This is a genomic window from Acidovorax sp. GW821-FHT10A04 (genome assembly GCF_059415825.1).
Genome location: NZ_JBWKNZ010000002.1, coordinates 439,917 through 464,995 on the forward strand (window position 1 = coordinate 439,917; position 25,079 = coordinate 464,995).

26 protein-coding genes and 1 riboswitch are annotated in these 25,079 nt (G+C 69.2%); of the genes, 13 read left to right on the forward strand and 13 right to left on the reverse strand.

Annotated features, from left to right (window positions below):
- Positions 1-27 precede the first annotated feature (27 nt).
- Positions 28-1,941 (forward strand): B12-binding domain-containing radical SAM protein, encoded by a 1,914-nt coding sequence (locus tag AC07PF_RS06400; RefSeq protein WP_494611234.1) that lies wholly within the window; start codon positions 28-30, stop codon positions 1,939-1,941.
- A 10-nt stretch (positions 1,942-1,951) separates the two neighbouring features.
- Here AC07PF_RS06400 and AC07PF_RS06405 read toward each other — a convergent pair whose 3' ends face one another.
- Positions 1,952-3,031: an ankyrin repeat domain-containing protein gene (locus tag AC07PF_RS06405; RefSeq protein ID WP_494611235.1), complete on the reverse strand. Its 1,080-nt coding sequence runs from the start codon at positions 3,029-3,031 to the stop codon at positions 1,952-1,954.
- 40 nt (positions 3,032-3,071) lie between these two features.
- On the opposite strand from AC07PF_RS06405, the gene AC07PF_RS06410 reads away from it, so the two are divergent.
- Positions 3,072-3,758: an HAD family hydrolase gene (locus AC07PF_RS06410; RefSeq protein ID WP_494611237.1), complete on the forward strand. Its 687-nt coding sequence runs from the start codon at positions 3,072-3,074 to the stop codon at positions 3,756-3,758.
- A 6-nt stretch (positions 3,759-3,764) separates the two neighbouring features.
- Here AC07PF_RS06410 and AC07PF_RS06415 read toward each other — a convergent pair whose 3' ends face one another.
- From AC07PF_RS06415 to AC07PF_RS06435, 5 genes are all read right to left on the reverse strand, one after another.
- Complete coding sequence (locus AC07PF_RS06415; protein WP_007861766.1) at positions 3,765-4,127, reverse strand: hypothetical protein; 363 nt, start codon at positions 4,125-4,127, stop codon at positions 3,765-3,767.
- A 55-nt stretch (positions 4,128-4,182) separates the two neighbouring features.
- Positions 4,183-4,641, reverse strand: a complete 459-nt coding sequence (locus AC07PF_RS06420; RefSeq protein ID WP_007861767.1) for a roadblock/LC7 domain-containing protein — start codon at positions 4,639-4,641, stop codon at positions 4,183-4,185.
- A complete protein-coding gene (locus tag AC07PF_RS06425; RefSeq protein WP_007861768.1) occupies positions 4,634-5,221 on the reverse strand; it encodes a GTP-binding protein in 588 nt (195 codons plus the stop codon). The genes AC07PF_RS06420 and AC07PF_RS06425 overlap by 8 nt, the downstream gene beginning before the upstream one ends.
- On the reverse strand, positions 5,215-6,177 hold the full coding sequence (locus AC07PF_RS06430; protein WP_494611238.1) for a hypothetical protein: 963 nt from the start codon (positions 6,175-6,177) through the stop codon (positions 5,215-5,217). The genes AC07PF_RS06425 and AC07PF_RS06430 overlap by 7 nt, the downstream gene beginning before the upstream one ends.
- Before the next feature lie 189 nt (positions 6,178-6,366).
- A riboswitch (cyclic di-GMP riboswitch) is annotated at positions 6,367-6,467 on the reverse strand.
- A 133-nt stretch (positions 6,468-6,600) separates the two neighbouring features.
- Positions 6,601-6,873, reverse strand: a complete 273-nt coding sequence (locus AC07PF_RS06435) for a hypothetical protein (RefSeq protein ID WP_145694116.1) — start codon at positions 6,871-6,873, stop codon at positions 6,601-6,603.
- Between the two features lie 156 nt (positions 6,874-7,029).
- Between AC07PF_RS06435 and dinG the strand changes: the two genes are divergently transcribed.
- The 9 genes from dinG to AC07PF_RS06480 all read left to right on the forward strand — a co-directional run bounded on the left by dinG (position 7,030) and on the right by AC07PF_RS06480 (position 14,512).
- Positions 7,030-9,192: an ATP-dependent DNA helicase DinG gene (gene dinG / locus AC07PF_RS06440; RefSeq protein ID WP_494611239.1), complete on the forward strand. Its 2,163-nt coding sequence runs from the start codon at positions 7,030-7,032 to the stop codon at positions 9,190-9,192.
- Between the two features lie 111 nt (positions 9,193-9,303).
- The gene (locus tag AC07PF_RS06445; protein WP_007861774.1) at positions 9,304-9,807 is read left to right on the forward strand and encodes a pyridoxamine 5'-phosphate oxidase family protein; all 504 of its coding nucleotides are present in this window, start codon (positions 9,304-9,306) and stop codon (positions 9,805-9,807) included.
- A 70-nt stretch (positions 9,808-9,877) separates the two neighbouring features.
- Entirely contained in the window at positions 9,878-10,111 is a 234-nt protein-coding gene (locus AC07PF_RS06450) for a hypothetical protein (protein WP_145694119.1), read from the forward strand.
- Positions 10,112-10,243: 132 nt separating this feature from the next.
- Complete coding sequence (locus tag AC07PF_RS06455) at positions 10,244-10,672, forward strand: CopG family transcriptional regulator (RefSeq protein ID WP_494603550.1); 429 nt, start codon at positions 10,244-10,246, stop codon at positions 10,670-10,672.
- A 181-nt stretch (positions 10,673-10,853) separates the two neighbouring features.
- A complete protein-coding gene (locus tag AC07PF_RS06460; protein WP_494611240.1) occupies positions 10,854-12,086 on the forward strand; it encodes an extracellular catalytic domain type 1 short-chain-length polyhydroxyalkanoate depolymerase in 1,233 nt (410 codons plus the stop codon).
- A 97-nt stretch (positions 12,087-12,183) separates the two neighbouring features.
- The gene (locus AC07PF_RS06465; RefSeq protein ID WP_494611241.1) at positions 12,184-12,954 is read left to right on the forward strand and encodes a hypothetical protein; all 771 of its coding nucleotides are present in this window, start codon (positions 12,184-12,186) and stop codon (positions 12,952-12,954) included.
- 71 nt (positions 12,955-13,025) lie between these two features.
- Complete coding sequence (locus AC07PF_RS06470) at positions 13,026-13,655, forward strand: 3'-5' exonuclease (protein ID WP_494611242.1); 630 nt, start codon at positions 13,026-13,028, stop codon at positions 13,653-13,655.
- Positions 13,656-13,755: 100 nt separating this feature from the next.
- Entirely contained in the window at positions 13,756-14,013 is a 258-nt protein-coding gene (locus AC07PF_RS06475) for a DUF3297 family protein (RefSeq protein WP_007861785.1), read from the forward strand.
- A 19-nt stretch (positions 14,014-14,032) separates the two neighbouring features.
- A complete protein-coding gene (locus tag AC07PF_RS06480) occupies positions 14,033-14,512 on the forward strand; it encodes a ribonuclease HI family protein (protein ID WP_494603542.1) in 480 nt (159 codons plus the stop codon).
- A 16-nt stretch (positions 14,513-14,528) separates the two neighbouring features.
- Here the strand turns inward: AC07PF_RS06480 and AC07PF_RS06485 are convergent, their stop codons facing one another.
- The 6 genes from AC07PF_RS06485 to AC07PF_RS06510 all read right to left on the reverse strand — a co-directional run bounded on the left by AC07PF_RS06485 (position 14,529) and on the right by AC07PF_RS06510 (position 19,416).
- Positions 14,529-15,059, reverse strand: coding sequence for a GFA family protein (locus AC07PF_RS06485; protein WP_494603540.1), 531 nt, complete (start codon positions 15,057-15,059; stop codon positions 14,529-14,531).
- 63 nt (positions 15,060-15,122) lie between these two features.
- A complete protein-coding gene (locus AC07PF_RS06490; protein ID WP_494611243.1) occupies positions 15,123-16,415 on the reverse strand; it encodes an RNA polymerase sigma factor in 1,293 nt (430 codons plus the stop codon).
- Between the two features lie 5 nt (positions 16,416-16,420).
- Positions 16,421-16,819, reverse strand: coding sequence for a VOC family protein (locus AC07PF_RS06495; protein ID WP_494611404.1), 399 nt, complete (start codon positions 16,817-16,819; stop codon positions 16,421-16,423).
- Positions 16,820-16,908: 89 nt separating this feature from the next.
- Positions 16,909-17,442: an SRPBCC family protein gene (locus tag AC07PF_RS06500; RefSeq protein ID WP_494611244.1), complete on the reverse strand. Its 534-nt coding sequence runs from the start codon at positions 17,440-17,442 to the stop codon at positions 16,909-16,911.
- A 33-nt stretch (positions 17,443-17,475) separates the two neighbouring features.
- Positions 17,476-17,892 (reverse strand): YciI family protein, encoded by a 417-nt coding sequence (locus tag AC07PF_RS06505; protein WP_494603532.1) that lies wholly within the window; start codon positions 17,890-17,892, stop codon positions 17,476-17,478.
- A gap of 198 nt (positions 17,893-18,090) precedes the next feature.
- Positions 18,091-19,416, reverse strand: a complete 1,326-nt coding sequence (locus AC07PF_RS06510) for a M20 metallopeptidase family protein (RefSeq protein WP_494611245.1) — start codon at positions 19,414-19,416, stop codon at positions 18,091-18,093.
- A 120-nt stretch (positions 19,417-19,536) separates the two neighbouring features.
- Here AC07PF_RS06510 and AC07PF_RS06515 point away from each other — a divergent pair, with 120 nt between their 5' ends.
- Positions 19,537-20,421: a LysR family transcriptional regulator gene (locus AC07PF_RS06515; protein ID WP_494611246.1), complete on the forward strand. Its 885-nt coding sequence runs from the start codon at positions 19,537-19,539 to the stop codon at positions 20,419-20,421.
- 168 nt (positions 20,422-20,589) lie between these two features.
- On the forward strand, positions 20,590-24,519 hold the full coding sequence (locus AC07PF_RS06520) for a WG repeat-containing protein (RefSeq protein WP_494611247.1): 3,930 nt from the start codon (positions 20,590-20,592) through the stop codon (positions 24,517-24,519).
- 186 nt (positions 24,520-24,705) lie between these two features.
- On the opposite strand, the gene AC07PF_RS06525 is transcribed toward AC07PF_RS06520, so the two are convergent.
- Positions 24,706-25,071 (reverse strand): YciI family protein, encoded by a 366-nt coding sequence (locus AC07PF_RS06525; RefSeq protein ID WP_007859881.1) that lies wholly within the window; start codon positions 25,069-25,071, stop codon positions 24,706-24,708.
- Positions 25,072-25,079: the final 8 nt, after the last annotated feature.

Below are 25,079 nucleotides of genomic sequence, written 5' to 3' on the forward strand. Positions count from 1 at the left end.
CACTGCATCGCCCTGGCCGCCCCCACCATGTCCGCCCCACCGCTCCGCGTCCTGTCCGTCATCCCGCCGATGACGCAGCTGAACACGCCCTACCCGTCGACCGCCTACCTCACGGGCTTCCTGCGCTCGCGCGGCATCACGGCGGTGCAGGAGGACCTGGCACTGGCCCTGGTGCTGCAGCTGCTCTCGCCCGAGGGCTTGCGCGCCGTGGCGGCCAAGGTGGATGCGCTGCCCGCCAAGAAGCACAGCCCTGCCGTGCAGGCCTTCGCGGCGCAGCGCGACCGCTACCTGGCCACCATCGCGCCCACCATCGCCTTTTTGCAGGGGCGCGACACCACGCTGGCGCACCGCATCGTGGGCCGCAACTTCCTGCCCGAGGGGCCGCGCTTTGCCACGCTCGACGTCTACGTGGACGACGAGGGCGGCGACCCGCTGGGCTGGGCCTTCGGCGCACTGGGCCTGCACGACCGGGCCAAGCACCTGGCCACGCTGTACCTCAACGACCTGGCCGACGTGCTGCGCGACGCGGTGGACAAGCGCTTCGAGTTCGTGCGCTACGCCGAGTCGCTGGCCGGCAGCCAACCCACCTTCGACCCGCTGGCCGCGGCGCTGGCCGAGCCCCTGAACCTGGTGGACGAGACCTTGCGCACGCTGGCCCTGGCCGCGGTGGAGCGCCATGCGCCCACGGTGGTGCTGCTGTCCGTGCCCTTCCCCGGGGCGGTGTACGCGGCCTTTCGCATCGCGCAGGCGATCAAGGCGGCGCACCCGCACATCGTCACCGTGCTGGGCGGCGGCTTCGTGAACACCGAGCTGCGCGACCTGACCGAGCCGCGCGTGTTCGACCACTTCGACTACGTGGCGCTGGACGCGGGCGAGCGCCCGCTGCTGGCGCTGCTGGAGCATGTGCAGGGCCAGCGCGGGCGCCAGCGCCTGGTGCGCACCTTCGTGCGCGATGCGGACACGCAGGCCGTGCGCTACGTCAACATGCAGGAGGCGGACATCGCCTTCGCCGAGGTGGGCACGCCCACCTGGGACGGGCTGCCGCTGGACAAGTATTTGTCGCTCCTGGACATGCTCAACCCCATGCACCGGCTGTGGAGCGACGGGCGCTGGAACAAGCTCACCGTGGCCCACGGCTGTTACTGGAAGAAGTGCAGCTTCTGCGACGTGAGCCTGGATTACATCAGCCGCTACGAGGGTGCCTCGGCTGCGGTGCTGGCCGACCGCATCGAGGCCATCGTGCGCGAGACGGGGCAGACGGGTTTCCACTTCGTGGACGAGGCCGCGCCGCCCAAGGCGCTCAAGACCCTGGCCACCGAGCTGATCGCGCGCAACACGGGCATCTCGTGGTGGGGCAACATCCGCTTCGAGAAGACCTTCACGCCCGAGCTGGCCGAACTGCTGGCCGACAGCGGCTGCATCGCCGTCTCGGGCGGGCTCGAAGTCGCCTCGGACCGGCTGCTCGACCTGATGAAGAAGGGCGTTTCGGTGGACCAGGTGGCGCGCGTGACGCGGGCCTTCACCGACGCGGGCATCCTGGTGCATGCCTACCTGATGTACGGCTTTCCGACGCAGACCGTGCAGGACACGGTGGACGCGCTCGAGTACGTGCGCCAGCTGTTCGCCAACGGCTGCATCCAGAGTGGGTTTTTCCACCGCTTTGCCTGCACCGTGCACTCGCCCGTGGGCAAGGCGCCCGAGGAATACGGCGTGACGCTGGAGCCCCTGCCGCCCGTGAGCTTCGCCAAGAACGACATCGGCTTCCACGACCCCACGGGCGTGGACCACGACGCGCTGGGCGGGGCGCTCAAGAAGGCCATCTACAACTACATGCACGGCATCGGCCTCGAGGAGGACGTGCGCAGCTGGTTCCCCTTCAAGGTGCCCAAGACGACCGTGCAGCGCAACCGCATCGAGCGGGCGCTGCAGCAACGCGGCTGACCTCGGGAGGTCAGGCCGCAGCCACGAACGCGAGGATGTCGTCGAAGTCCTTGCGGTCCTTGGGCGTCTGGTACTTGTAGGCGGCGAACGACTGCTCAAGCATGCCGGTCAGCCGGTCGCGGTTTTCCCGCAGCTCCGCCTTCCACGCCGGGTCGCGCACCAGCAGCTTGAAGATGGCGAGCTTGCCGTCCAGGTTCCCGTGCATGGCGTCGAACGAGGTGGCCGTGAACTCCAGCAGATTGGCCAGCTTGGGCAGGCCGCGGGTGCCGGCACCCTTGTCCAGCAGCGACTGCACGATCTTGGCCTGGTGATAATAGATGGCGATCTCGATGGGGTAGCTGGTTTCCGAAGATCCCTTCTCGCGCAGGTCAGGATCGGCGCCATGCTTCAGCAGCAGGTCCACGATCTTGGGCGCGGAGAACCGGCAGGCCTCGTAGAGGTTGGGAGACCCCTTGTGCGGCAGGTTGGGGTCGGCGCCATGCTCCAGCATCAGTTGCACGACCTTCACGCGCTTGTCGGTGATGGCCTTGTTCAGGCAGGAGTAGCCTGAGGAGAACTTGCTGTTGGGGTCCGCCCCCTTTTCCAGCAGGGCCTGCACGGTGGCCTGGTTCTTGGAGAACCCGATGGCGCGGATGAAGGCATAGGTCGGGTCGTTCTGCTCGCGCTCGGCGGCCTCGATGGCCCTGCCCACGCGGCCCAGCTGGGCGGTCGGGACCAGGGTCTTCATCAACGCCACCACGTCGGCGGGCGGCTTCTTCCTGCCGTCGATGAAACCGTATTCGAGCTTGCGCGCCACCTCGTCATCGACCAGTTCCGCATGCAGGGCATGGCAGACCTTGGACAGGGGAACGATGAAGTCCCCGACATCGGTCGAGCCCGCGGTAAAGACCGCGTCGATCACCCGGCCCGAGCGCCCATAGTGGTCGAAGCCCAGGTGGTCCGTGGGGTGGATGGCGATCTTGCGGGCCGCGAAGAAGGCCTTGATGGCCGCTTCGAGCGGGGCGCCATCGGGGGTGCTGAAAACGGCATGCAAGGCATCGGCATCGGCCTCGTTCTTGCAGACCAGCGTGAATCGTGTCGTGCTTTCCATGTTCCCTCAAGGCATTGGTTTTTGCGGGCATCATATTTCGATGCAAGCACCTCGCCCGCCCTTCGCTGCCGCCATCTTCGACATGGACGGCCTGCTCATCGATTCCGAGCGCGCCACCCTGCGCGCCTGGACCGATGCGGCCCTGGCCCTGGGCGTAGTGCTGCGCGAGAGCGACTACCTGCAGGTGGTGGGCAAGGCGGCGCAGGACTCGCACGCCATCCTGCAGGCGCACCTGGGCGGGGTGGCGCCGTTCGAGCAGGCCCTGGCGGGGGTGCGGGCCGCGCTGGAGGAAGGGGAGGGCAGGGAGCTGCTGTTCCCGCTCAAGCCCGGCGCGGCCGCGCTGCTCGCGCGATTGCAGGCCGCGGGCATTCCGTGTGCGGTGGCCTCGTCCTCGCGCACCGACGAGATCGCGCAGCGCCTGGCGCGCGTGGGCGTGCTGCCGCACTTCAAGGCCGTGGCCGGGGGCAACGAGGTGCTGCGCGGCAAGCCCGACCCGGCGCTGTACGCGTTGGCCGCCGCGCGGCTGGGGGTGGACCCGGCGCTGTGCCTGGCCTTCGAGGACAGCCACAACGGTGCCTGCGCGGCCCTGGCCGCGGGCATGGGCCTGGTGGTGGTGCCCGACCTGCTGCAGCCTGCACCCGAGGTGGCGCAGGCCTGCGTGGCGGTGCTTGGCTCGCTGCAAGAGGCCTTGCCCGAGCTGCCGCGCTGGTTCACGCGCGGCGCCTGACGGTACTCAGATGGCGGTCTGCGACTCGGCCTCGAGCACCTTGCGGCGGGCCATGGCCAGGTTGGCGCGGCTGCGGTCGAGCACGTAGTAGATGAACAGGCCGTCGTGCTTTTCCACCGGGCGGATGATGTGGTACTGGTGGGTCAGCGTGATCAGGATGTCCTCGATGCTCCCCTGCATGCCCAGCGACTTCATGGTCTTCATCTTGGCGCGCACGACCTCGGTGTTGCCCGCGGCAGCCAGCTCCAGGTCCATGCCGCTGCCCACGGACTCGAGCAGCATGCCGCTGTTGTAGTCCACCAGCGCGGCGCACATCGCGCCCTCGGTCTGCATCAGCTGGTTCAGGAGTTCTTTGGGGGTCAATGCCATGGCGGGGTCTCCGGTGGTGGTGGAACAAGGGAACGGGAACGGCAATGGAAGGGGGTCAGCCCGGCTGCGGCACCGTGGCGCAGGCAGCAATCACCTGGTCGGCGGTGTTGCGGCAGCTCCAGAGCAGCTTTCCCAGCAGCGATGATTCGTTGGTGACCACGGTGAGCACCAGGTCGCCGGAAGGCACGGACAGGTTCATCGAGACGATGTGGCCGCTGCCCGATTCGAGGATCAGCCGCTCGGGCGCGCTGTGGCCGGCCTCGCGCGTCATGGCGCCGGCCAGCGCGCTGAGCGAGCCGGACATGGCCGACAGCTTGTCGGCATCCTGGCTGTCCGAGAGCGTGGAGGCCACGGTGAAGCCATCGGCGCTGGCCAGCGTGGCGCTCAGGATGCCCGGGGTGCCGCGCTGCAGTTCACCGAGCAGCCCGGCCAGCTGCGCGATGGTGACCAGGCGCAAGGACGTGGCGACAGGCGCCAGGCCAGGGGTACCGCCGATGTTGCTGCTGCTACTCATGTTCGATCTCCGCCATGCTCACCAGAACCGACAGCAGGAGGCGCACGTCGGCATCGCGCCGCACGTCCACCTCCAGCACCGGAGGGTTGTACCCCAGGGCGCCCAGTTGCTCGCAGTAGTCGGCGATGCCGGGCGAGGGGTGGGTGTCGAGCCGGCCCACGCCAACCACCGTGCGCCGGGCCGGCACATGCGGCGCAAAGGCCTTGAGGTAGCGCGCCACCTCGCCCACGGGGTCGCGCTGGGAGTTGTCGGCCAGCACGATCAGGCCGAAGGCGCCCGCGCCCAGGATGTCCCACATGAAGCGAAAGCGCTCCTGGCCGGGCGTGCCGAAGAGCTTGAGCTTCCACTGGCCGCCATCCATCTGGCACTCGCCGTAGTCCAGGCCCACGGTGGTCATGGTCTTGCCGGGCATGGGCAGCTCCGCCCAGCCGGTGATGGGCACGTCCGTGGACAGGGCCTGGCCATCGCTGATGGCCTGGATCGCGGTGGTCTTGCCGGCGCCCATGGGGCCGGTGAAAACGATCTTGAGATCGCGGGAGCCGCCTGCAAACACCGCAGGCGCGGAGGAGGGCGTCACCATAGCTTGAGCCGTTCTCGAAGATTGCCGAGCCAGCCTGCGGGGGCGGCGGCAGGAACAGGGGTCTTGGCCGCCGGCGCAGGGGCCGCCACGGCGGTAGCGGCAGCCGCAGGCGCGATCTCCTCCACCGCCAGGCCCAGGGCCAGGCTGGCTTCGAGGAACCAGCGCACCGTCGCTTCGGGCACGCCGCTCTTGGCGCACAGCTGCTCGTAGCTCAGGGCCCGGCTGGTGAGCAGCGCCGCCAGGCGCGGGTGGCCTGCAGACGACAGGCCGATGGCATCGGGCCAGCGTAGCAGCCGGTAGTGGCCCGTGCGCACCGGTGCGCTGGCACCCTTCTGCGCCAGTCGCATCGCCAGGCTCCACAGCAGCTGCCGCAGGCTGTGCGAGGGCACGGAGCGGATGAGCTCTTCCTCGACCGGGCTCACGCGATGCGGCTCGCCCAGTGTGTAGGCGCCCGAGAGCAGCACCTCCATGGGCATGGAGGTGTGCACCAATTGCTGCACGAAGTCGAACACGACCTGCTGGCCCGCGCTCATGGGCACCACGGCGCGGCGGCGCTCGGCCGTGCGGGTGTGCTCACCGAGCAGTTCGAACAGGGCGCGCTGGCCCTTGACCGGATCGAACTGCGACACGCCGTATACCCGCTGGGTGGCCGACTGCAGCACGGCGATGACGTTGCTCATGCGCAGCGGCGTGGCCACGGTGAGGTCAGCGGTCTGCTCCAGCGCCGCGCTGGTGTCGGCGGGGTCGAGCACGCGCACCGTGATGCAGGGCGCATGGAAACGGTAGGGCCAGTGGCCCGGAACGAAGACCACATTGCACTCGGCCAGCTGCTCGCTGAAGCGCGCGCGGATGTTCACGCCGCCGTCGAGCAGGCGCACCAGGGCGCGCAGCACCAGTTGGTCCTTCTGCGCAATGTCCTGGGTACCGATGACCAGCCCGTCGCCCATATCCGTCAAGCCCCCTGTGCAGCAGGATGGCGCCCGTGAAGGCGGCCATGGATGGCCCGGCCCGCGCTCGAAGCAGGAAGATCAGGAGCAGAAACGGCGAGTGCGGGACCTGGGCGGTGTTGCATCGCTGGGGCGGCCTCTCGGTTGGGTGTGATGACCACTGAGACGGCGGTTTCCCTGAGCAACCCTGGATTTCAACGTGGCAGTCCCGCTGTCGTGGGTGCCGAGACATGCTCTCGGTACCGGTAGACCGGTGACTTTGCGGGCCCGGCTTTCGCACGGGGGTGCCGTTTCAGTGCTTTTCAGTATAGGGGAATGGGTTGCGCTGGCAACCATTGAATGGCGCACAGCAACGCCCGCACCCGACGCGCATTCCCAGGGTGTTGTTCTGGCGCATACACCGGCAGGGCGGCCTGCGCGGCGCGGGCCAGGCTACTTCTGCTTCTGGTAGGCCTTGTCGGCCGGGGGACCTCGGTCCGTGTCCTGCAGGCCGCGCTGCACGTCGCGGTAGGCCTGCTGTACCTGGGCGTCGGGCTTGCCATGGGTCATGTCGACCGACTGGTCGCGCTCGTGCGGCAGCTTGGGGTTTTCTTCCTGGGCGGCGTTGGCCGCATCGGCGTCGCCGCGGGTGGGGGTGGCGGCGGTCTGGCGCCTGGTGGTGTCCACCGAGGCTTCGGTCGTGCGGGGATCGGCGGTCGTGGGCATGGGGTGTTCCTTGGGCGTCACAGGGGCGCAGGTGGGTTGTTGACCATCGTAGGAGCACCGGGCGCGGGGCGGTGTAGGCCCATTCCCCATCTGCACGACAGGATGCCGAGGCTGCAAAACACTGTATGCCCAACCATATGCCACACTCTCGTCCTTATGTCTTCAACAGAGTGGGCCCAGGCGGCCCTGCAGTCGTTCGATGCGGTGGTGCAGGCCACGCCGGGGTTTCGCAGCCGCGGCGGGCAGCGGCGCATGGCCGAGCAGGTGGCGCAGACCTTCAGCCATGCCACGCTGGGCAAGGTGGACGAAGAGGCGGGCGAGGCCGCGCCCACCCGCTCTATCGCCGTAATCCAGGCCGGCACGGGCGTGGGCAAATCGCTGGCCTACTGCGCACCCGCGATCGCCATGGCGCTGTCGCGCGGCACGCGGGTGCTCATCTCCACCGCCACGGTGGCGCTGCAGGAGCAGCTGGTGAACAAGGACCTGCCGGCCCTGGCCCAATTGCTGCCCCAGCCCTTCAAGTTCGCGCTGGCCAAGGGGCGCGGGCGCTATGTGTGCAAGCTCAAGCTCGACCGTCTGGCCGGCACCGGCGAGGCCGAGGACGAGCCCGAAGACGACCTGTTTGCCGAGGAAGAGGCCGCCGCCCGCGCCAAGCGTCCGCGCCAGGAGACCGAGGCGCGCATCCAGTTCTACTCGGCCATGTCGCAGACCCTGGCCAAGGGCGCCTGGGACGGTGACCGTGACAGCCTGGACACGCCGCCCGAGCCCGAGGTGTGGAGCGCCGTGGCGGCCGAGGGCGCCTCCTGCACCGGCAAGCACTGCCCGGCCTTCAGCCAGTGCACCTACTACGACAAGCGCAAGGAGCTGGTCGGCGCCCAGGTGATCGTGGCCAACCACGACCTGCTGCTGTCCTCCCTGGGCGCGCGCGTGCTGCCCGAGCTGGACAACTGCCTGCTGGTGCTGGACGAGGCGCACCACCTGCCCGCCACCGCGCTGGACCAGTTCGCCTGCAGCATGGACCTGAGCCGCGTGACCTGGATCGAGCGCCTGGCCAGCCGCGGCCTGCGCATCGGCGCGCTGCTGGAGGTCGAGGAGATCGCCGACATCCCCAAGCACTCGGGCCAACTGCGCCAGACGCTGCAGGACCTGGCGCGCATCGTGATGGACGTCTACGGCCCGGCCCTCAAGAGCCAGAAGGACGCCTGGGGCCCGGCGCGCGTGCGCGTGCCGCGCGGCGTGCTGCCTGAGCAGCTGCTCGCCCCGCTCGGGCTGCTGGCCGCGAGCGCCGACGGTTTTCTCGAAGCGCTGCGCGCCATCTCCAAGGCGCTACGCGCCGAGATGCGCGACAAGCCCGACGAGGCGCGCCGCCTGTCCACCCTGTACGCGCAGATCGGCATGCTGGCCCCGCGCCTGGAAGAGCTGCACGCCACGGCCCAGCTGCTGCTGCAGGACGCACCCGAGGGCGCGGTGCCGGCCGCCAAGTGGTTCACGCTGGAGGTGGAGGGCGACTTCATCGTCGTCAAGGCGCATGCCAGCCCGATATTGCCCGGCACCACGCTGCGCAACCACCTGTGGAGCGCGGTGCGCGGCGCGGTGCTGACCTCGGCCACGCTCACCAGCTGCGGTCACTTCGAATTCTTCATGCGCGAGTCGGGCCTGCATGGCGATGCGGCCGCCACCACGCTGGAGGTGCCGAGCCCCTTCGACTACGCCGCCCAGGGCACACTGATCGCGGCCGAGACGCGGGCCGACCCCAAGAACGCGGCCCAGTTCACGGCCGAGATGGTGGAGGCGCTGCTCTACGACATCGCCAACGTGGAGTACGGTGCGCTGGTGCTGTTCACCTCGCGCGAGCAGATGCGCCAGGCGGTCGATGCCCTGCCCACCGCCATGCGCAGCGTGGTACTGGTGCAGAACGCGCTGCCGCGAACGCAGCTGCTCAAGCGCCACCGCGAGCGCGTGGCCGACGGACAGCCCTCGGTGATCTTCGGCATGCAGTCCTTCGGCGAGGGGCTGGACCTGCCGGGCCGGCTGTGCGAGTCGGTGTTCATCACCAAGCTGCCCTTCGCCCCGCCCGACGACCCGGTGGGCGAAGCCCGTGCCGAATGGCTGCGCGCCGTGGGGCGCGACCCCTTCAGCGAGCTGGTGGTGCCGGCCACCGCGATCCGCCTGGCCCAGTGGGTGGGCCGCGCCATCCGCACCGAGGAAGACCAGGCCCATGTGTACTGCTACGACAAGCGGCTCATGAACACCTCGTACGGGCAGCGTCTGCTCAAGGGCCTGCCCCCGTTTGCGCTGGAGCAGCGCAAGCCGCGCTGAGCGCTGTCGGACAAACGCCCTACGCAAGCCGGGCCCGAGACCGACGCCTGCGCACCTCCTGGCGGCCTACAGTGAATTTTTACCCATTCACCATCTGCCGGAGGCACCCCGATGCAACACGAAACCCCCGCCCGCGAGACGCTGTGGAAGCTGATCAAGGACATCAAATTCGGCATGCTCACCCACCGCCATGCCAATGGCATGCTGCACGCGCACCCGCTGACCACGCAGAACCGCAGCATCGACGAGCAGTCGCTGCTGTACTTCTTCATCCCGCGCAACGGCGAGCTCTATGGCCGCCTGCTGACCGATGGCCAGGTGAACGTGTCGTATGCCGACCCGGGCGATGACAGCTACGTGTCCCTGTCGGGCCAGGCCAGCTTCGTCGAGGACCTGGCGCAAAAGGAAGCCCTGTGGTCGCCCATGGCCAAGGCCTGGTTCCCCGCGGGGCATACCGATCCCAACCTGGCACTGCTGGCCGTGCGCATCGGCCATGCCGAGTTCTGGGACGTCAAGGAAAGCAAGATGGTGCAGCTGTACAAGATGGCCAAGGCGGCCATCACCGGCGAGCAGCCGCGCGACCTGGGCGAGCACCAGGAACTGACGCTGTCCTGAGGCAGCACCGTGCACACCGCGGTGCGCCCGCCCGTGCGCACCATCCATGACCGGACCTGAGGAGATTGCCATGAGCAGCAAGGAAAACCAGCCAGACGACGTGAATGCCAGCAGCGACGGCAGCGGCAAGGTCGCCAACGCCCACAACAGCGCAGGCGACAAGGCCACGCAAATCAACCAGGGCCGCCGCACGCCCGAGAGCCGTGGCGACCGCGACACCCACCTGGGCAGCGGCAACCAGGGCCAGTCCCGCCAGGGCGGTGCTGGCAGCAGCAGCGGTGGTGGGAGCCGCGGCGCGGGTTGAGCCCGCGCACGACCGCCACGCACCAGAAAGGGCCCTCGGGCTCTTTCTTTTTGATCGCCTGCCCTTGAAAACGCCGATACACCATCCAATTACCATCCATATGGATGGCACAGGACGGCCAGAAGGCAATTTATGACCCCCACTTCCACCACCTCCCTGGCCCTGCGCAGCAAGGTCCCCGATTCGGAAAAGATCACCATCAACCTCGGCTATGTGGACCTGGGACACATCGATCTGCTGGTATCGGAGGGCTTCTACGCCAACCGCACGGATTTCATCCGCACCGCCATCCGCAACCAGCTGAGCACCCAGAACGAGGCGGTGCGCCAGGTGGTGGCACGCAAGATGCTCGTGCTTGGACTGCAGCGCTTTGGCCGCACCGACCTGGAGACCGTGCAGGCCGCCGGCCAGACGCTGGAGATCCGCGTGCTGGGCCTGGCCAGCATCGAGGACGACGTGCCGCCCGAGCTGGCAAAGGCGACCATTGCCTCGGTCACCGTGCTCGGGGCGTTCCACGCCAGCCCGGCGGTCAAGGCGGCCCTGGCGGGCCGCATCGGTTGAGACAAGCGCCCACCGTGGCGCGGTGCCCAGCGCACCACAACGGCGATTTCTTTCGTTGTCAATTCCAGACCGGCCCTTTCGAGCGGCGGCATTCCGAGACAAAACCGACGGCACCGGCCGCCCCCTGGGCAGCGGTGCCATGCACGGCGCACGCCCTACCAGCTCACCCAAGGACCTTCCAATGGACTGGAACCACAATCTCAAGCAACTCCTCGGCAACGCCACCGACCTGGTGCGCAAGGGCCAGCTGGCCGATGCCACCCGCGCCATCCAGCAGGCCCTGGGCGGCACGCCCGCCATGGCAGGCACGGCAGCACCCCATGCCGCTGCGACGGCCACCCAGCGCGAAGGCGCCAGGGCGGGGATGCCCGGGACCGCAGCATCCGGCCCAGGCTGGCGCACCGGCTTTGCGCAGGCCGACATCGAAGACGCCGTGGTGATCGACCTGGCGGACGACAAACCGCCCCGCACCCCACCGTCCCCGGATCCCGCACCCGCCAATGCCCGCGGCCATGCCGCCAAGCCAGCGCCCGGCAGCTTCACCCGGGTGGCCTTCGCGCTGGCCGGTGCCCCGCAGGACCATTACTACCTGTATGTGCCGCCCGGTGCCGACACCGGCGCCCCCATGCCCCTGGTGCTCATGCTGCACGGCTGCACCCAGAACCCGGAGGACTTCGCCACCGGCACGGGCATGAACGGCGCGGCGGCGCGGGTGAATGCCCTGGTGCTCTACCCCGCCCAGGCGGGCAGTGCCAACCCCAAGGCCTGCTGGAACTGGTTCCGGCCCCAGGACCAGCGGCGCGGCGGCGGCGAGCCGGCCACGCTGGTGGCCATGGTGCGCGAGGTGATGGCGCGCCACCCGGTGGACGGCGATCGCGTCTACGTGGCGGGCCTCTCGGCCGGCGGTGCCATGGCGGCCCTGCTGGCACGCGAGTACCCCGAGCTGTTTGCCGCCGTGGGCGTGCACTCGGGCCTGTCGGCCGGTGCGGCGCAGAACGTGATGGCCGCGCTCTCGGCGATGAAGACCGGCGCCAAGCCCGCCAGCACCAGCCCGTTCGCGGCGACCACGCCCCCGGTCATCCAGCTGGGCACGGCGCTGCCGCTGATCGTCTTCCATGGCGACGCCGATGCCACCGTGCACGCGCGCAATGGTGAGCAACTGGTGGAGGCGGCGCTGGCCGCCGCCGAGGGCGAGGTACGCCCTGCCGTGACCACCGGCCGCTCGGCCCACGGCCAGGGCTATACGCGCACCCTGTACCAGAGCGGCAGCGCCACACTGGCGGAGCACTGGGTGCTGCACGGTGGCGGCCACGCCTGGGCCGGTGGCGATGCCCGCGGCAGCCACACCGATCCCCGGGGCGTATCGGCCACCGAGGAGATGCTGCGCTTCTTCCTCGCACACCCCCGCTGTTGACCCTGGGCCGCGCGCCACCATAATTTGCCCCCGGGGCAATACGCACCGCCCCATCCATACCAACAGCAAGGTGCGGTACCTGAGGGGGCAATTCACCGTGGAAAACATCTACATCACCGTCGCGGGGCTGGTGGCCATCGGGCTGGTCGTCTACTTTGTCCGGCGCGCCAGGCACCAGGACAACACCCGCACCGACCTGAAGATCACGGGCGTGCACATCGACCCGCCGTCGGGCAGCGTGCTCGAGGCCAACACCCCCATCACCGTGACCCTGGACTACCGCTACAGCGCGCCCCGGGAGCCCCTGTATGTCTGGGTGAAGATCCTCGACACCACCTATGACTCGATCTACGAGGGCTCGCGCGACTGCCTGGAGCCCGGCACGGGCCAGGTGACCCGCCGCGTGCACCTGACGCAGGCCGGCACCGTGCGCGAGCTGTTCATCGTGGCCAAGAACCAGGAATTCGTGGAGGTGTTCAACCAGGCGCTGGCGGTGGACTACACCTACGAACAGGCCGAGGTCGACGAGGAATGGCTGAACGACGGCAAGGGCTCGGAGATCACCGGCGTCAAGGTGTCCATTCCCTCGCCGGCCGTGGTCAAGGCCGGCACCCGCATCGACGTGGACGTCGCCTACGCGATCAACACCGAAGAAGGCCTCGATATCTGGGTCATCCCCGAGACGCAGGCCAACATGACCTACGAGGGCACCACGGGCAGGCAGGTGGGCACGGGCGTCGTGTCCAGGCATTTCACCGTCATCGACCCCGGCAAGCTCACCAGCGTCCGGCTGCTGATGAAGAACGCCGCCAGCCAGACGGTCTACGAGCGCATCGTGCCGGTGGACTACACCTATACGGCGGCCTGAAGCCCGCCTGGCAGGGCCGCAAACCCTGGGCCTCGGCCGGGGCAAGGGCTTCGGTTTATCCTCCAGGCCCCATGTCCTGTATCGCCGTCATCGACTTTGAAACCACGGGCGTCTCGCCCGGCCAGGGCGCGCGTGCCACCGAGGTGGCCATCGTGCTGCTGGAGAACGGCCGCGTGGTGGACCGCTTCCAGAGCCTGATGAAGACCGGCGCCTGGATCCCGGCCTTCATCACCCAGCTCACGGGCATCACCAATGCCATGGTGAATGCCGCGCCCGACGCGGCCGGGGTGATGCAGGACGCCGCCCGCTTCGTGGGCGATGCGCCCATGGTGGCGCACAACGCCGCGTTCGACAGCAAGTTCTGGCAGGCCGAGCTGGCCCTGGCCGGTGTGGCTGCGCCGCACGCGTTCGCCTGCACGGTGCTGCTCTCGCGCCGGCTGTACCCCGAGGCGCCGAGCCACAAGCTCGGCACGCTGGTGGACTACCACGGCCTGCCGCGCACGGGCCGGGCCCACCGGGCCCTGGCCGATGCCGAGATGGCCGCCGAGCTGCTGGCGCGCATGCAGCACGACCTGCGCCAGCGCTGGGGCGTGGCCGAGCCCGGCCATGCGCTGCTGATGGCGCTGCAGCGCTGCGCCAAGCCCGGTATCGGCAAGCTGCTCGCGCAGCATGCCAAGCCTGCGGTGCCGGTGCCCTGCTGACCGATCTCCCTGCCCGCAACCCTTGTTTGCCGGCGCAGGCATGCCGCGGATCGCCGAAAATACGCGGTTGCCTCCACGAACCGATCCACACACTTTTCCCATGACCGATACCACCCAAGCCCCACCGCTGCCCGACCACCTGTCCGTGGACCCGCGCAGCCCGCACCATGTCGCGGCCGTGTTCGAGCACGACATCGGCATCCGCTTCAATGGCAAGGACCGCACCGATGTGCAGGAGTACTGCGTCAGCGAAGGCTGGGTGAAGGTGCCCGCCGGCAAGACGCTGGACCGCAAGGGCCAGCCGCTGATGATCAAGCTCAAGGGCACGGTGGAAGCCTTCTACCGCCAGCCCGAGTAAGCCACCCTCTGTCCCCTCCATGGACCTGTCGGCGCCCTGGGCCATCCACTGCGATGGCAGCGCCATCCCCAACCCGGGCCGCATGGGCCTGGGCGCCGTGCTGGTCGCGCCCGACGGCACGCGCCACGCCCTGTCGCAGGCCACGCACGCCACGGGCTGCAACAACGAGGCCGAGCTGCGTGCGCTGGTGATGGCGCTGAACGAAGCCCTCGCGCGCGGCGCCAGCGCACTGCAGGTCTACAGCGACAGCAGCATCCTGGTGGAGCAGCTCGGCGAAGTGGCCACGCCCCCCATCGAGCGCCTGGAGCCCCTGTACGCCGCCGCACGCGCCCTGCTCAAAAGCTTCGATCAGGTGCAAATACAGTGGATTGCGCGCCACCGCAATGGCGAGGCCGATGCGCTGGCGCGCGCGGCCTTGGGCGCACCGCCCAAGCCCTCGGTGCACCCGTCCCTGCGCGGCCTGCCGCGAAAGAAGCGGCGCAAAAGCCCGCCGCCCTGACCGCTCACACTCACCCTCACAAGGGATCGAACCCCATCGATGCCCGGTAGGCCGCGATCTTGGGCAGCAGCACCTGGCGGCGCGCCAGGCTTTCGGGTGGCCAGTGCGCCTCGCGTTCGTAGTATTCGGGAACCACGGCCGCGCCTTGGGGCAGCACCACCCAGGGCTGCTTCGAGAGGGTGAAGATATGGATGTCGGGCGGCAAGTGGTCGGGCGCGTCGAGCGTGCCCACGCGCACGAAGGAGACCAGCGGGCCCGCGCCCGCGTAGTGGCTCCACACAGCCACATGGCAGTGCGGGCAGCGCGCGATCTTCTGGCCCAGGCCGCTTTCCGAAGGCGTGTCGACCAGCGCCGGCTTGCCGCCCAGCAGGCGGATCCGGTCGGCCTCAATCATGGCGTTGAGGGCGAAGGAGGCGCCCGTCTCGCGCTGGCACCAGCGGCAATGGCAGCAATGCACGAACAGCGGCGCGGTCAGCATGCGGTAGCGCACATGGTGGCAGTCGCACCCGCCTTCGAGCGGGAACGGGGGCGTGGACGGAAACTGCATGGCGATCACTCCGTGGAGGGCCGCACGTTACGGCAAAAGCCGCGCCCTGTCACTCCCGTCTTTTCACGCCCCGCAGTCGGCAGCGCGTGCCAGCAGCAGGGCCTGTTCCTGTGCATTGCGCGTGAGCGTGGCCGCATGCGCGAACTGCACACGCGCTTCACCATGGCGGCCCAGCCTGGCCAGCAGGTCGCCGCGCACGCTGGGCAGCCAGTGGTAGTCGCGCAGGGCCGGGTCGGCGCCCAGGGCATCGACCAGGGCCAGTGCGGCGGCGGGGCCGTCGGCCATGCCCACGGCCACGGCCCGGTTCAGCGCCACGACGGGCGAGGGCGAGACCTGCAGCAGCGCGTCGTACAGCGCCACGATGTGCTGCCAGTCGGTGTCTTCGGCGCGGCGCGCACGCGCGTGGCAGGCCGCGATGGCGCCCTGCAGCGCATAGGGCCCCCAGGGGTGGCCGGCGCGGGCCAACTGTTCGGCCTTGTCGAGCGCAGCCAGGCCGCGGCGCACCAGCAGATGGTCCCAGCGCGAGCGGTCCTGGTCCATGAGCAGCACGGGGCGGCCTTCGGCGTCGGTGCGCGCGGGCAGGCGCGAGGCCTGGATCTCCAGCAGCGCCACCAGGCCCTGCACCTCGGGCTCGTCGGGCGCCAGGCCGGCGAGCACGCGCACCAGGCGCTGGGCCTCGCCGCACAGGGCGGGGCGCATCCAGTCGTCGCCCGCGGTGGCGGCATAGCCTTCGTTGAAAATGAGGTAGATGACCTCGAGCACCGAGGCCAGGCGCGGCGCGCGCTCGGCCGCGCCGGGCACCTCGAAGGGCACATGCGCGGCGGTGAGGCTGCGCTTGGCGCGCACGATGCGCTGGGCCACCGTGGCCTCGGGCACGAGGAAGGCGCGCGCGATCTCCACCGTGGACAGGCCGCCCAGCAGCCGCAGCGTGAGGGCGACGCGCGCCTCGGTCGAGAGCACGGGATGGCAGGCGGTGAAGATCAGGCGCAGCAGGTCGTCGCCGATGTCGTCCTGGCGCGCGGCGTCCAGGGCATCGACGAAGTCGGGCGCGTACTGGGCCTCCAGCGCCTCCATGTCATGGCCCAGAGCCTCGTGCTCGCGCGCCTGCATGGCCTGCTGGCGCAAATGGTCCAGGGCGCGGTTGCGGGCGGTGGTCATGAGCCAGGCAGCGGGGTTGTCAGGCAGGCCGGTGGCGGGCCAGTGCTCCAGGGCCGAGACCAGCGCGTCCTGCGCCAGCTCCTCGGCCCGGCCCACGTCGCGCGTCATGCGCGCCACGCGGGCGATGATGCGGGCCGCCTCGATGCGCCATACCGATGCGATGGTGCGGTGCAGGGCATCGGAGTCGGGCAGGCCCATGCTGCTCAGCCCAGCGCCTTGCTGGCGTCCACCATGTAGGCGAACTCCCAGGTGTGGCCATCGAGGTCGTCGAAGCCATGGCCGTACATGAAGCCATGGTCCTGCGGCGCGCGCGGCGAGGTGGCGCCAGCGGCCACGGCCTTGGCCACCAGGGTGTCGATCTCCTCGCGGCTCTGGGCCGACAGGCAGACCAGCACCTCGGAGGTCTTCCTCGCATCGGCCACGGCCTTGTCGGTGAAGGTCTTGTAGAACTCCTCGACCAGCAGCATCACGAACAGGTTCTCGCCGAGCACCAGGCAGGCACCCTGCTCGTTGGTGAACTGGGGATTGAAGTCGTAGCCCAGGGCGCGGAAAAAGGCTTGCGAGCGGCCCATGTCCTTGATGGGCAGGTTGACGAAGATCATCTGGTGTTGCAAGGCGGTCTCCTGAGGTGGTGGAACGATAAGGGATAACAACGGACGGGGGAAACAGGGGACGAGGCGTCCGGGCAGGATCACTTGGTGGCCTCGGCCGCGAGGAAGGCGAGGCCGTCCTCGAAGTCCTTGCCAACCATGCGGTCCATGTTGAAGAACAGGTGCATGACCTTGGCCAGGTAGGGCACGGGGCCATGCATGGCCCAGGTGACGCGGGTGGCCCGGGCGTTGCCGGCCTGGGGTGCGAGCGTGAAGTCCACCTGGTTGTGCGCCTCGAACGGGGCGACGAAGTCGAGCTTCATGCCCACATGGGAGGGCACGGTGGCCTCGGTGATCTCCATGCTGCCGGTGCCCACCTTGTCGCCCCGCCAGGCATAGCGCGCGCCGGGGCCGGCGGTGGCGGCGCTGTACTCGCCCTTGGCACCGGGGTCCTTGCGCTCGTAGGGGTTCCAGGTGTTGAACTGGCGCAGGTCCTGGATCAGGCCGAACACGCGTTCGGGCGGGGCCTCGATCACGCGGCTGCGCTCCACGCGGAAGCTGTCGGGGCGGGTGGCGGCATAGGCCAGCAGCAGGGCCAGGGCGGCCAGCACGACGAGGGCAATGGTCTTGATCATGGTGAATCCTGGGGTGGTCGTGGGAAATCGGGTTCAGCCGCGCGCGGCCTCGATGTCGCGAAAGCGCTGGACGCCTTCGCCCTGGGCGAAGTCGTCGAGCTCGAAGACCGGGCGCACCTCGATCTCGGCTTCCAACCCTTCGCCGCGCGGGTTGGGAAAGCGCCGGGCCCACTCCATGGCCTCGTCGCGCGAGCGCACCTGGATCAGCGTGTAGCCGGCGATCAGCTCCTTGGTCTCGGTGAAGGGGCCGTCGACCACCGTGCGCTGGCCACCGCTGCCATAGCGCACACGCCAGCCCTGGGCGCTGGACTTGAGGCCCACGCCATCGAGCAGCACGCCAGCGCGCGACAGCTCCTCGTGGTAGGCGCCCATCACGGCAAGCATGTCCTCGCCGGGCAAGGCGCCGGCTTCGCTCTCGGGGCTGGCCTTGACCAGAATCATGAATCGCATGGCACATCTCCTGTCGTTGGAAGTTGCTGTGCAGGGAGATCAAATTCCCTGCGCTCATCCTCCACGACGGACAGGCGCCGATGGAATCGACACGGATTCCGCAAAATCAGGGTTTGCACCTAGAAAATTGCCATCCCCCAATGAGAACAGCCCATGCCGGACACCGGCATGGGCTGTTTGCCAAGGGGGCCGCAGCGGTCAGCGCTTGGCTGGGGGGTTCTGCGCCATGTAGGCCAGGGTGGCGCTGGTCAGTGCGCGCACGCCGATGCGCAGGGCCTTCTCGTCGATCACGAATTCGGACGAGTGGTTGGGTGCACCCGACTTGTCGCCGAAGGGCGAGGCATAGAGGTTCCAGAACACCACAGGCACGCCGCTGCCGCCGAAGGAGCCGAAGTCCTCCGAGCCCATGGAGGGCGGCACCTCGCGGGCCTTGTCGGCACCGCCGGCTGCGGCGGCGAAGGCCGGGGCCAGGGCGGCGGTGATCTTGGGGTCGCTGACCACGACCTCGTAGCCGGTGTCGATGGTGACCTCGGCGGTGAGGCCTGCGCTCTCGGCGATCTTCTGGGCCTTGAGGCGGATGCTGTCGTGCGCGACCTTCTGGTTGCGCGCCGAGAGCGAGCGCACGGTGCCGCCGATCTCGGCCGTGTCAGGCAGGATGTTCACGCGGTTGCCGCTTTGCAGCAGGCCCACGGTGACCACGGTGGGGCCGTCGAGCGGGTCGATCTGCTGGCTGATGATGCCCTGCAGCGCGAGCACGATCTCGGCCGCGGTCAGCGTGGGATCCTTGGCCGTCCAGGGCGAGGAGCCGTGGCCGCCCTTGCCCTGGAGCTTGATGTTGAAGACATCGCCGCTGGCCATGAAGCTGCCGGCGCGGTAGGCCAGGGTGTTGCCCGGCGCACGCGCGCTGATGTGCTGGCCCATCACGACGTCGACCTTGGGGTTGTCGAGCACCTTGGCCTCCATCATGGCCTTGGCACCGCTGGGCACGGGGCCCGGGCCCAGTTCCTCGGCCGGCTGGAACAGGAAGACCACGGTGCCCGCGAGTTCGCTGCGCACGGCGGACAAGGCCTGCGCCGCGCCTAGCAGCATGGCCACGTGGGTGTCGTGCCCGCAGGCGTGCGAGACCGGCGTCTCGTTGCCGCGCCACTGGGCACGGGCCGTGGACTTGAACGGCAGGTCGTTGCGCTCCTGCACGGGCAGGGCGTCCATGTCGGCACGCAGGGCCACCACGGGGCCCGGCTTGCCGCCGCGCAGCACGGCCTTGATGCCGGTCTTGGCGATGCCGGTCTGGATTTCGATGCCCGGCATCTTGGCCAGTGCCGCCGCCACATAGGCGGCGGTCTGGACCTCTTCGTAGGACAGCTCGGGGTGCTGGTGGATATGGCGGCGCCAGGCGATCACCTGGGGCTCGGCCGCATCGGACAGGGCGAGCACGCGCTGTGCCAGGGGCGAAGTGGTCTGGGCAGATGCGGACATCGCCAGGCTTGCAAGCAGGGCGGCCAGCGGCAGGAGCCGGTGTTTCATGGAAAGGACCTTCGGGTTGGACGACGACGGGCAACTCTAGTACCAAGCCCATGCCGCGAACAGTCACAATTTCGTTGCCGTGAAAACCAGAATGCATCACCCTGCGCACCAGAGGCTTCCATGAAACCGCACCAGCTCAAGGCTTTTCTCGCCGTGGTGGAGCTGCACAGCATCCGCCAGGCGGCGAATGCGCTGCACATCACCCAGCCGGCGATCTCGCGCGCCATCCGCGAGCTGGAAGAGCAGCTGGAAGTGCCGCTGTTCGTGCGCAGCGCCCATGGCGTCACGCCCACCGGGTACGGGTTGGCCTTCGAGCGCCGCGCGCGCCTGCTGGAGCAGGAGGCTGAGCGCGCACGCGACGAGCTGCGCCAGATGCGCGATGGCCAGCTCGGTTGCGTGCGCGTGGCGGTATCGTCCGTTCCCGCGATGGCGCTGCTGCCGCAGGCGCTGGCGCTGTTCCGCGCCGAGCTGCCGGCCACGGCTCTGGAGTTCAGCGAGGGCCTGGCGCCCCTGGTGCTGCCCGCGCTGCGCGAGGGCCTGCTCGACCTGGCCCTGGTGCAGCACCGCGTGGAGCGCACCGGCCCCGAGTTCGATTGCGAAGAGCTGCTCACGACACCGCTGGCCATCTGCGCGCGGGTGGGCCACCCGCGCGCGCGGGCGCGCAGCCTGGCCGCGCTGCAGCACGAGGAATGGGTGGGCTGGGACCGGCCCATGGTCGAGGACCTGTTCGCGGGCAGCGGCGTGCCCGCGCCCGAGCGCATCGTGGTGAGCCGCTCGATGGAGATCACGCGCGCACTGGTGGGCCGTGGCGACCTGATCAGCGTGTTCGCGCGCCCGGCGCTGGACCGGGAGCTGGCGCGCCATGGCATCCGCGCCATCCCCGTGCAGACCCGCCTGCCCGCGCTGACCATCAGCGCCATCACCCGCAAGGGTGCCCTGCCGACCCCGGCGGCGCAGAAGTTCATGGAGGCGGTGCGCAGGGCGGCTGCGGCCCTCAGAACCTGAACTTCGGTGCACCAGTCCACTGACAGATTGATACAGACGCGCAAGCTCCAGGCACGCGGCTGCCGGTGCAAAGCGTGACAAATGCCCGGCTTTTCCCCGACGCGGGGGATCGCTGGCCAGGAGGTCCATCGCCCGCCCTTACGATCCAGCGCGGAGGAACCGGAAACCATGAACAAGAACACCACTGCTGCCGCACCCTGGATTGCCAGCGTCCCGCTGTCACCCGACGGCGAGACCTTCGCCCTGCTCATCATGCACCCGGGCCGGGCCATCGCCCCGCCCGGGGGATTGCGCGCCATCATGCGCTTCAACGCCGATGGCAACGGCGGCCACATCGCCGCCGCGATGGCGGGCGATGGCCGATGGGGCTACATCGACGCCGAGGGCCAATGGCGCGTGCCTCCCACCCTGGAAAACGCCCGCGACTTCTCGGAAGATGGCATGGCGCGCTTCTGCCAGAACGGGCGCTGGGGCTTCGTGAACCTGGCGGGGGAGGTGGTGATCGAGCCGGCCTTTGAAGACGCCCGGCCGTTTCGCCGCGGGCTGTGTGCGGTGATGGTGGGCGAGAACGCCTGGCGCATCATCGACCGCGAGGGCCAGTTCACCTGCGAGAAGAGTTTTCGCGAACTCAGCTCTTTCGGCGCGGGCGGCCTGTCGCGGGCGGCGCACAAGATCAAGGGAACGAACCAGCTCGGCCACGGCTTTGTCGATGGCAAGGGCCAGTGGGTGATCGAGCCCCGATTCAAGCGTGCACTGCCTTTTGGTGAGCAGCCCGCCACCGCCGCATCGCTGGACGGGGACACCTACGGCCTGATCGATGCGCGCGGGCGGTGGGTGCTGGAGCCGCGCTACCCGAGCATCCAGGCGTTCAACCAGGCAGGGCTTGCCTACTTCGACGAACCCAACTCCTGGGACAACGGCCATGGCTACCTGGACGCCCAGGGCCGGGTAGTGATCAAGGGTGAAAGGCACCTGTCCAAGCACATGGTCGCAGGCATGGTGTGCAGCGACTACAACGGCGCCGGATTCTTGCGCGCGGACGGCAAAACCCTGGAGACGCCACCGCTGGTCTATGGCAGCCATTTCCGCTCGGAGGGCGGCTTTGCGGTGGTACGAACGTCCGGATCCCGTGCCAGAAAGGGTGGGGCAGAACAGCCCGCCGCCTGGGGCCTGCTGCACCCCGATGGCCGCGTGGTCACCCTGGCAGAGCCCCTGCTCGAGCCCCTGACCAACGGCGATGGTTGGCTGGAGGAGGAGATGTACGGTACCCCGCTGGTGCCGTTTCTCACCCGCGATGGCGGGATCGCCTACCTCGACAAGAGCGGTGCCGCCGTCTGGCGCGCCCAGTACGACGGCCAGCACGCCACGCTGCTCGATGCCCAGGGCCTGGCGCTGTGGCGCAGCGAGGCGCAGGACGGCAGCTGCCGCCCGCCGCATCCCTTCTTCCTGCCGCCCATCACCGACCGCCTCGAGGGCATCGATACCCTGGACGGCATCCTTCCCCTCGCCGAAACCCTGCTGGCCGATGGCGAGGCCCGGCTGCACCGCCTGGCCGCGGGCGAAACGCTCGAGCGTGAATCCTCTGCCGAGGAAGACGACGACGACGATGAGGACGAGGAAGAAGACGAGGACACCGTGCAGGCGAACCGCGCGGTGGTGCTGCGGCGGGTGATGCGCACCTACATCAGCGAGGAGCACAACGGCCCCTACGAGTTCCTGTGTTCGGAGCTGAGCGACGCGGTGAACCAGGCCCGCGAGGCCATGCTGCAGGTGCTGGTGGCCCGCTACGGCCCTGCCGACCCCGACCCCGAGCATGCCGCGCCCTGGCACGGCGGTGAACGCACGCAGGCCTGGGCGGTGCCGATGGCGCAGGCCCTGCCCGGCGACACCGGGGCCGTGCACGAATCGCGCGAGCAGTGGCTCACGCTGTACAAGACTTCCGATTCCGGCGATGGCGATGCCTGGTGGGAACTGTGGCTGATGGTGGCTCCGAGCCTCGACGCTCTGGAGACAGCACAGCGTGCACGACGCGTCCAGGCAGCCCAGGACGCGCAGGACAGCGATGGCGCCGATGAGGAGGGCGATGCGGATGGGGACGACAGCTCGCCCGTGGAGCGCCCCCAACCCCAGACGCGCGAGGAATGGTTGCAGGCCGTGGCCAGCGACCGCTATGCCATTGCCCAAGTGCCCGCAGCGTGGCTCGACGATGCGATGGTGGACGCGGCACTGGCCAGCGATGTGGAGGCGCTGGCCTGGGTGCCCGGCCCGTTCCAGACGCCGGCGCGGCTGGAGGCCCTGATCCGCCGGGGCGTGGACCAGGCCGCGAGCATACCGCCCGAGTGCATGACCGCCGAGGGCCTGGCGCTGGCGCGCGCGCTCTATGCCGAACGCCACGAGTGGGATTGGCGCGACGAGCGCAACAGCCGCATCCCCACCAGTTGGGACCACAACAGCCTGTGCGATGTGTGGGGTTGCCTGCTCACGCCGGAGCTGGCACTCAAGGCCGTGCGCGCCAAGGCCCCCCTGCGCGACCTGGCGCACTGGCTGCGCACCGATGAGGTGGAGAAGGCGGCGCTCAAGGCCGACATCTACAACATCAGCTACATCGACAAAAGCAAGATCACGCCAGAGCTGGCCGCACGCGCCGTGCGGCACGACTACGGCACCCTGATCGAGGTGATTCCGCCGGAGATGGTCACGCCCGCGCTGTGCCTGGTGTCGGCGCGTGTCAACGGCCTGTCGCTCGAGAAGATGCCCGAGCCACTGCGCAGCGTGCCGGTGTGCGTGGCCGCGCTCAAGGACCGCTCGGACGTGTTCCCGCACGTGCCCGAGGCCCTGCGCCTGGCCGTCACCACGCAACTGATCGAGGACGATCTGGCCGAGGCGCGCAGGGATGGCGAGCCGCGCGAGGGCAGCCACTGGCACGGCTACCGCGCCTGGGTGAAGCTCTGGGTCGAGGACTACGAGGGCGCCATCGCCGACGCGAAACTGGGCTTGCCGGAGATGCGCTACGAGCAGCACGCGAACTATGTGCTGGCCAGCGCCTACATGCAGCTCGGGCGTGAAGCGGAGGCAGCGCTGGAAGCATCGACCGTGCTGTCCCTGCAGTCACCGTACAGCGCGCAGTGGAACGACGACGAAGACACCCGTTGGCTGCAGGCGCTGGTGCAGGAGCATGCAGGCGCTGCCGATGACGGCACGCTGGTGGAGCAACTGTATTTGCACCCGCGCACGCTGGCGAAAATTCCACGCGAGCGCATCACCCATGACATGGTGTACGCAGCCCTGGAGTCCGACAAGGACACCGTGCGCTTCGTGCCACGCCGGCTGATGACGCCGTCGCTCTACGTCCTGGCGCTGCGCCAGAACGTCAAGCAGTTCGAGCAGATCCCGCCGGCCATGCTGAGCGAAGAGGCCTGCATCGAGTACGTGAAGGACGGTGGCTGGCGCCTGGAGTACCTGCCCGAGGCCTGGCGCACGCTCACCGTGTGCGCCTATGCCGTGCGGCGCAGCAGCAGTGCCATCGAGCATGTGCCCGAGGCGCTGCGCAAGCAGGTGCCGGATGCCATCAGGCAGCTGCCGCCCGACGAGGACGAAGACGGCTCGGGCAGCGGCTCGTCATCGGCGAGCGACTGGCTGACGCGCAAGCTCGTCGATTCGGTGGTCAGCAGCCAGCAGACCGCCGCGGGCCGGCTGCAGCAGAAGGGCCTCTTCACCGCCTTCATCGTGAAGACCATGCTGGGCGCCAAGTCCGACGACACGTCCACGCTCAAGGGCCTGGCGGGCTGGTTCGAGGTGCGGCCCTTCCTGGCCATGGTGAACAACCTGGTGCTGGGCCTGGCAGCACTGGTCGCCCATGCCTTCGTGTCCGTGGGTGCCTGGCGCGCCGAAGGCCCCTGGGTGGGCCTGGGCACCTTCGCGCTGATGGGCTTTTCGGAGCTCTACTGGGCCTGGCGCTTCTTTTTCTCCACCCCGTTCCGGCCCGGCCTGGGCGTGGCCTGCCTGGTGGTGCTGCTCTACGTGTTCGCCTGGCGCTGGATGTACCGGCGCATTGGCCTGGTGTATGCCGCGCAGGCCAGGGAGAAGGGCGAGGACTGAGCACAAGTCCAAGCTGCCATGCTCAGAGGTGCGGCTGAGTCGTCCGCCATTCGTCGAGCACGTGCTGCCTCACACCAGGACCGCCGCGCAAGGGCCGCCCCGCCGCGCTGGCGGTGTCCCCCTTCCCGAATGGCGCAGCCATTCGAGAGAAGGGGTAAGGCGCGAAGCGACTCAGGGGGTTTTGTCCTAGCCTGTCGCGCCGTCGTAGCAGGGGGCGATGGCGCGCACCTCGATGGTGGCCCACTCGGCGGCCGGGCATTCGCGCGCGATGGCCAGGGCCTCCTCGCGCGTGGCGCAGTTGACGAGGAAGAAACCGCCGACCATTTCCTTGGTCTCGGCGAAGGGGCCGTCCACCAGGCGCGGCTGGCCTTCGCGCACCTGCAGGCGCACGCCCTCGGTGTCGTTGGCCAGCGATTCGCCGCCCAGCAGCAGGCCGCGGGCCTGCAGGCCGGCGCCGAAGCGCTGCATGCGCGCATAGACCTCCTGGCCGGCCGCAAGGCCACGCTCGGCGCGCTGGCCTGGGGGTTCCATGATGAGCAGCATGTAGGGCATGGGATGGT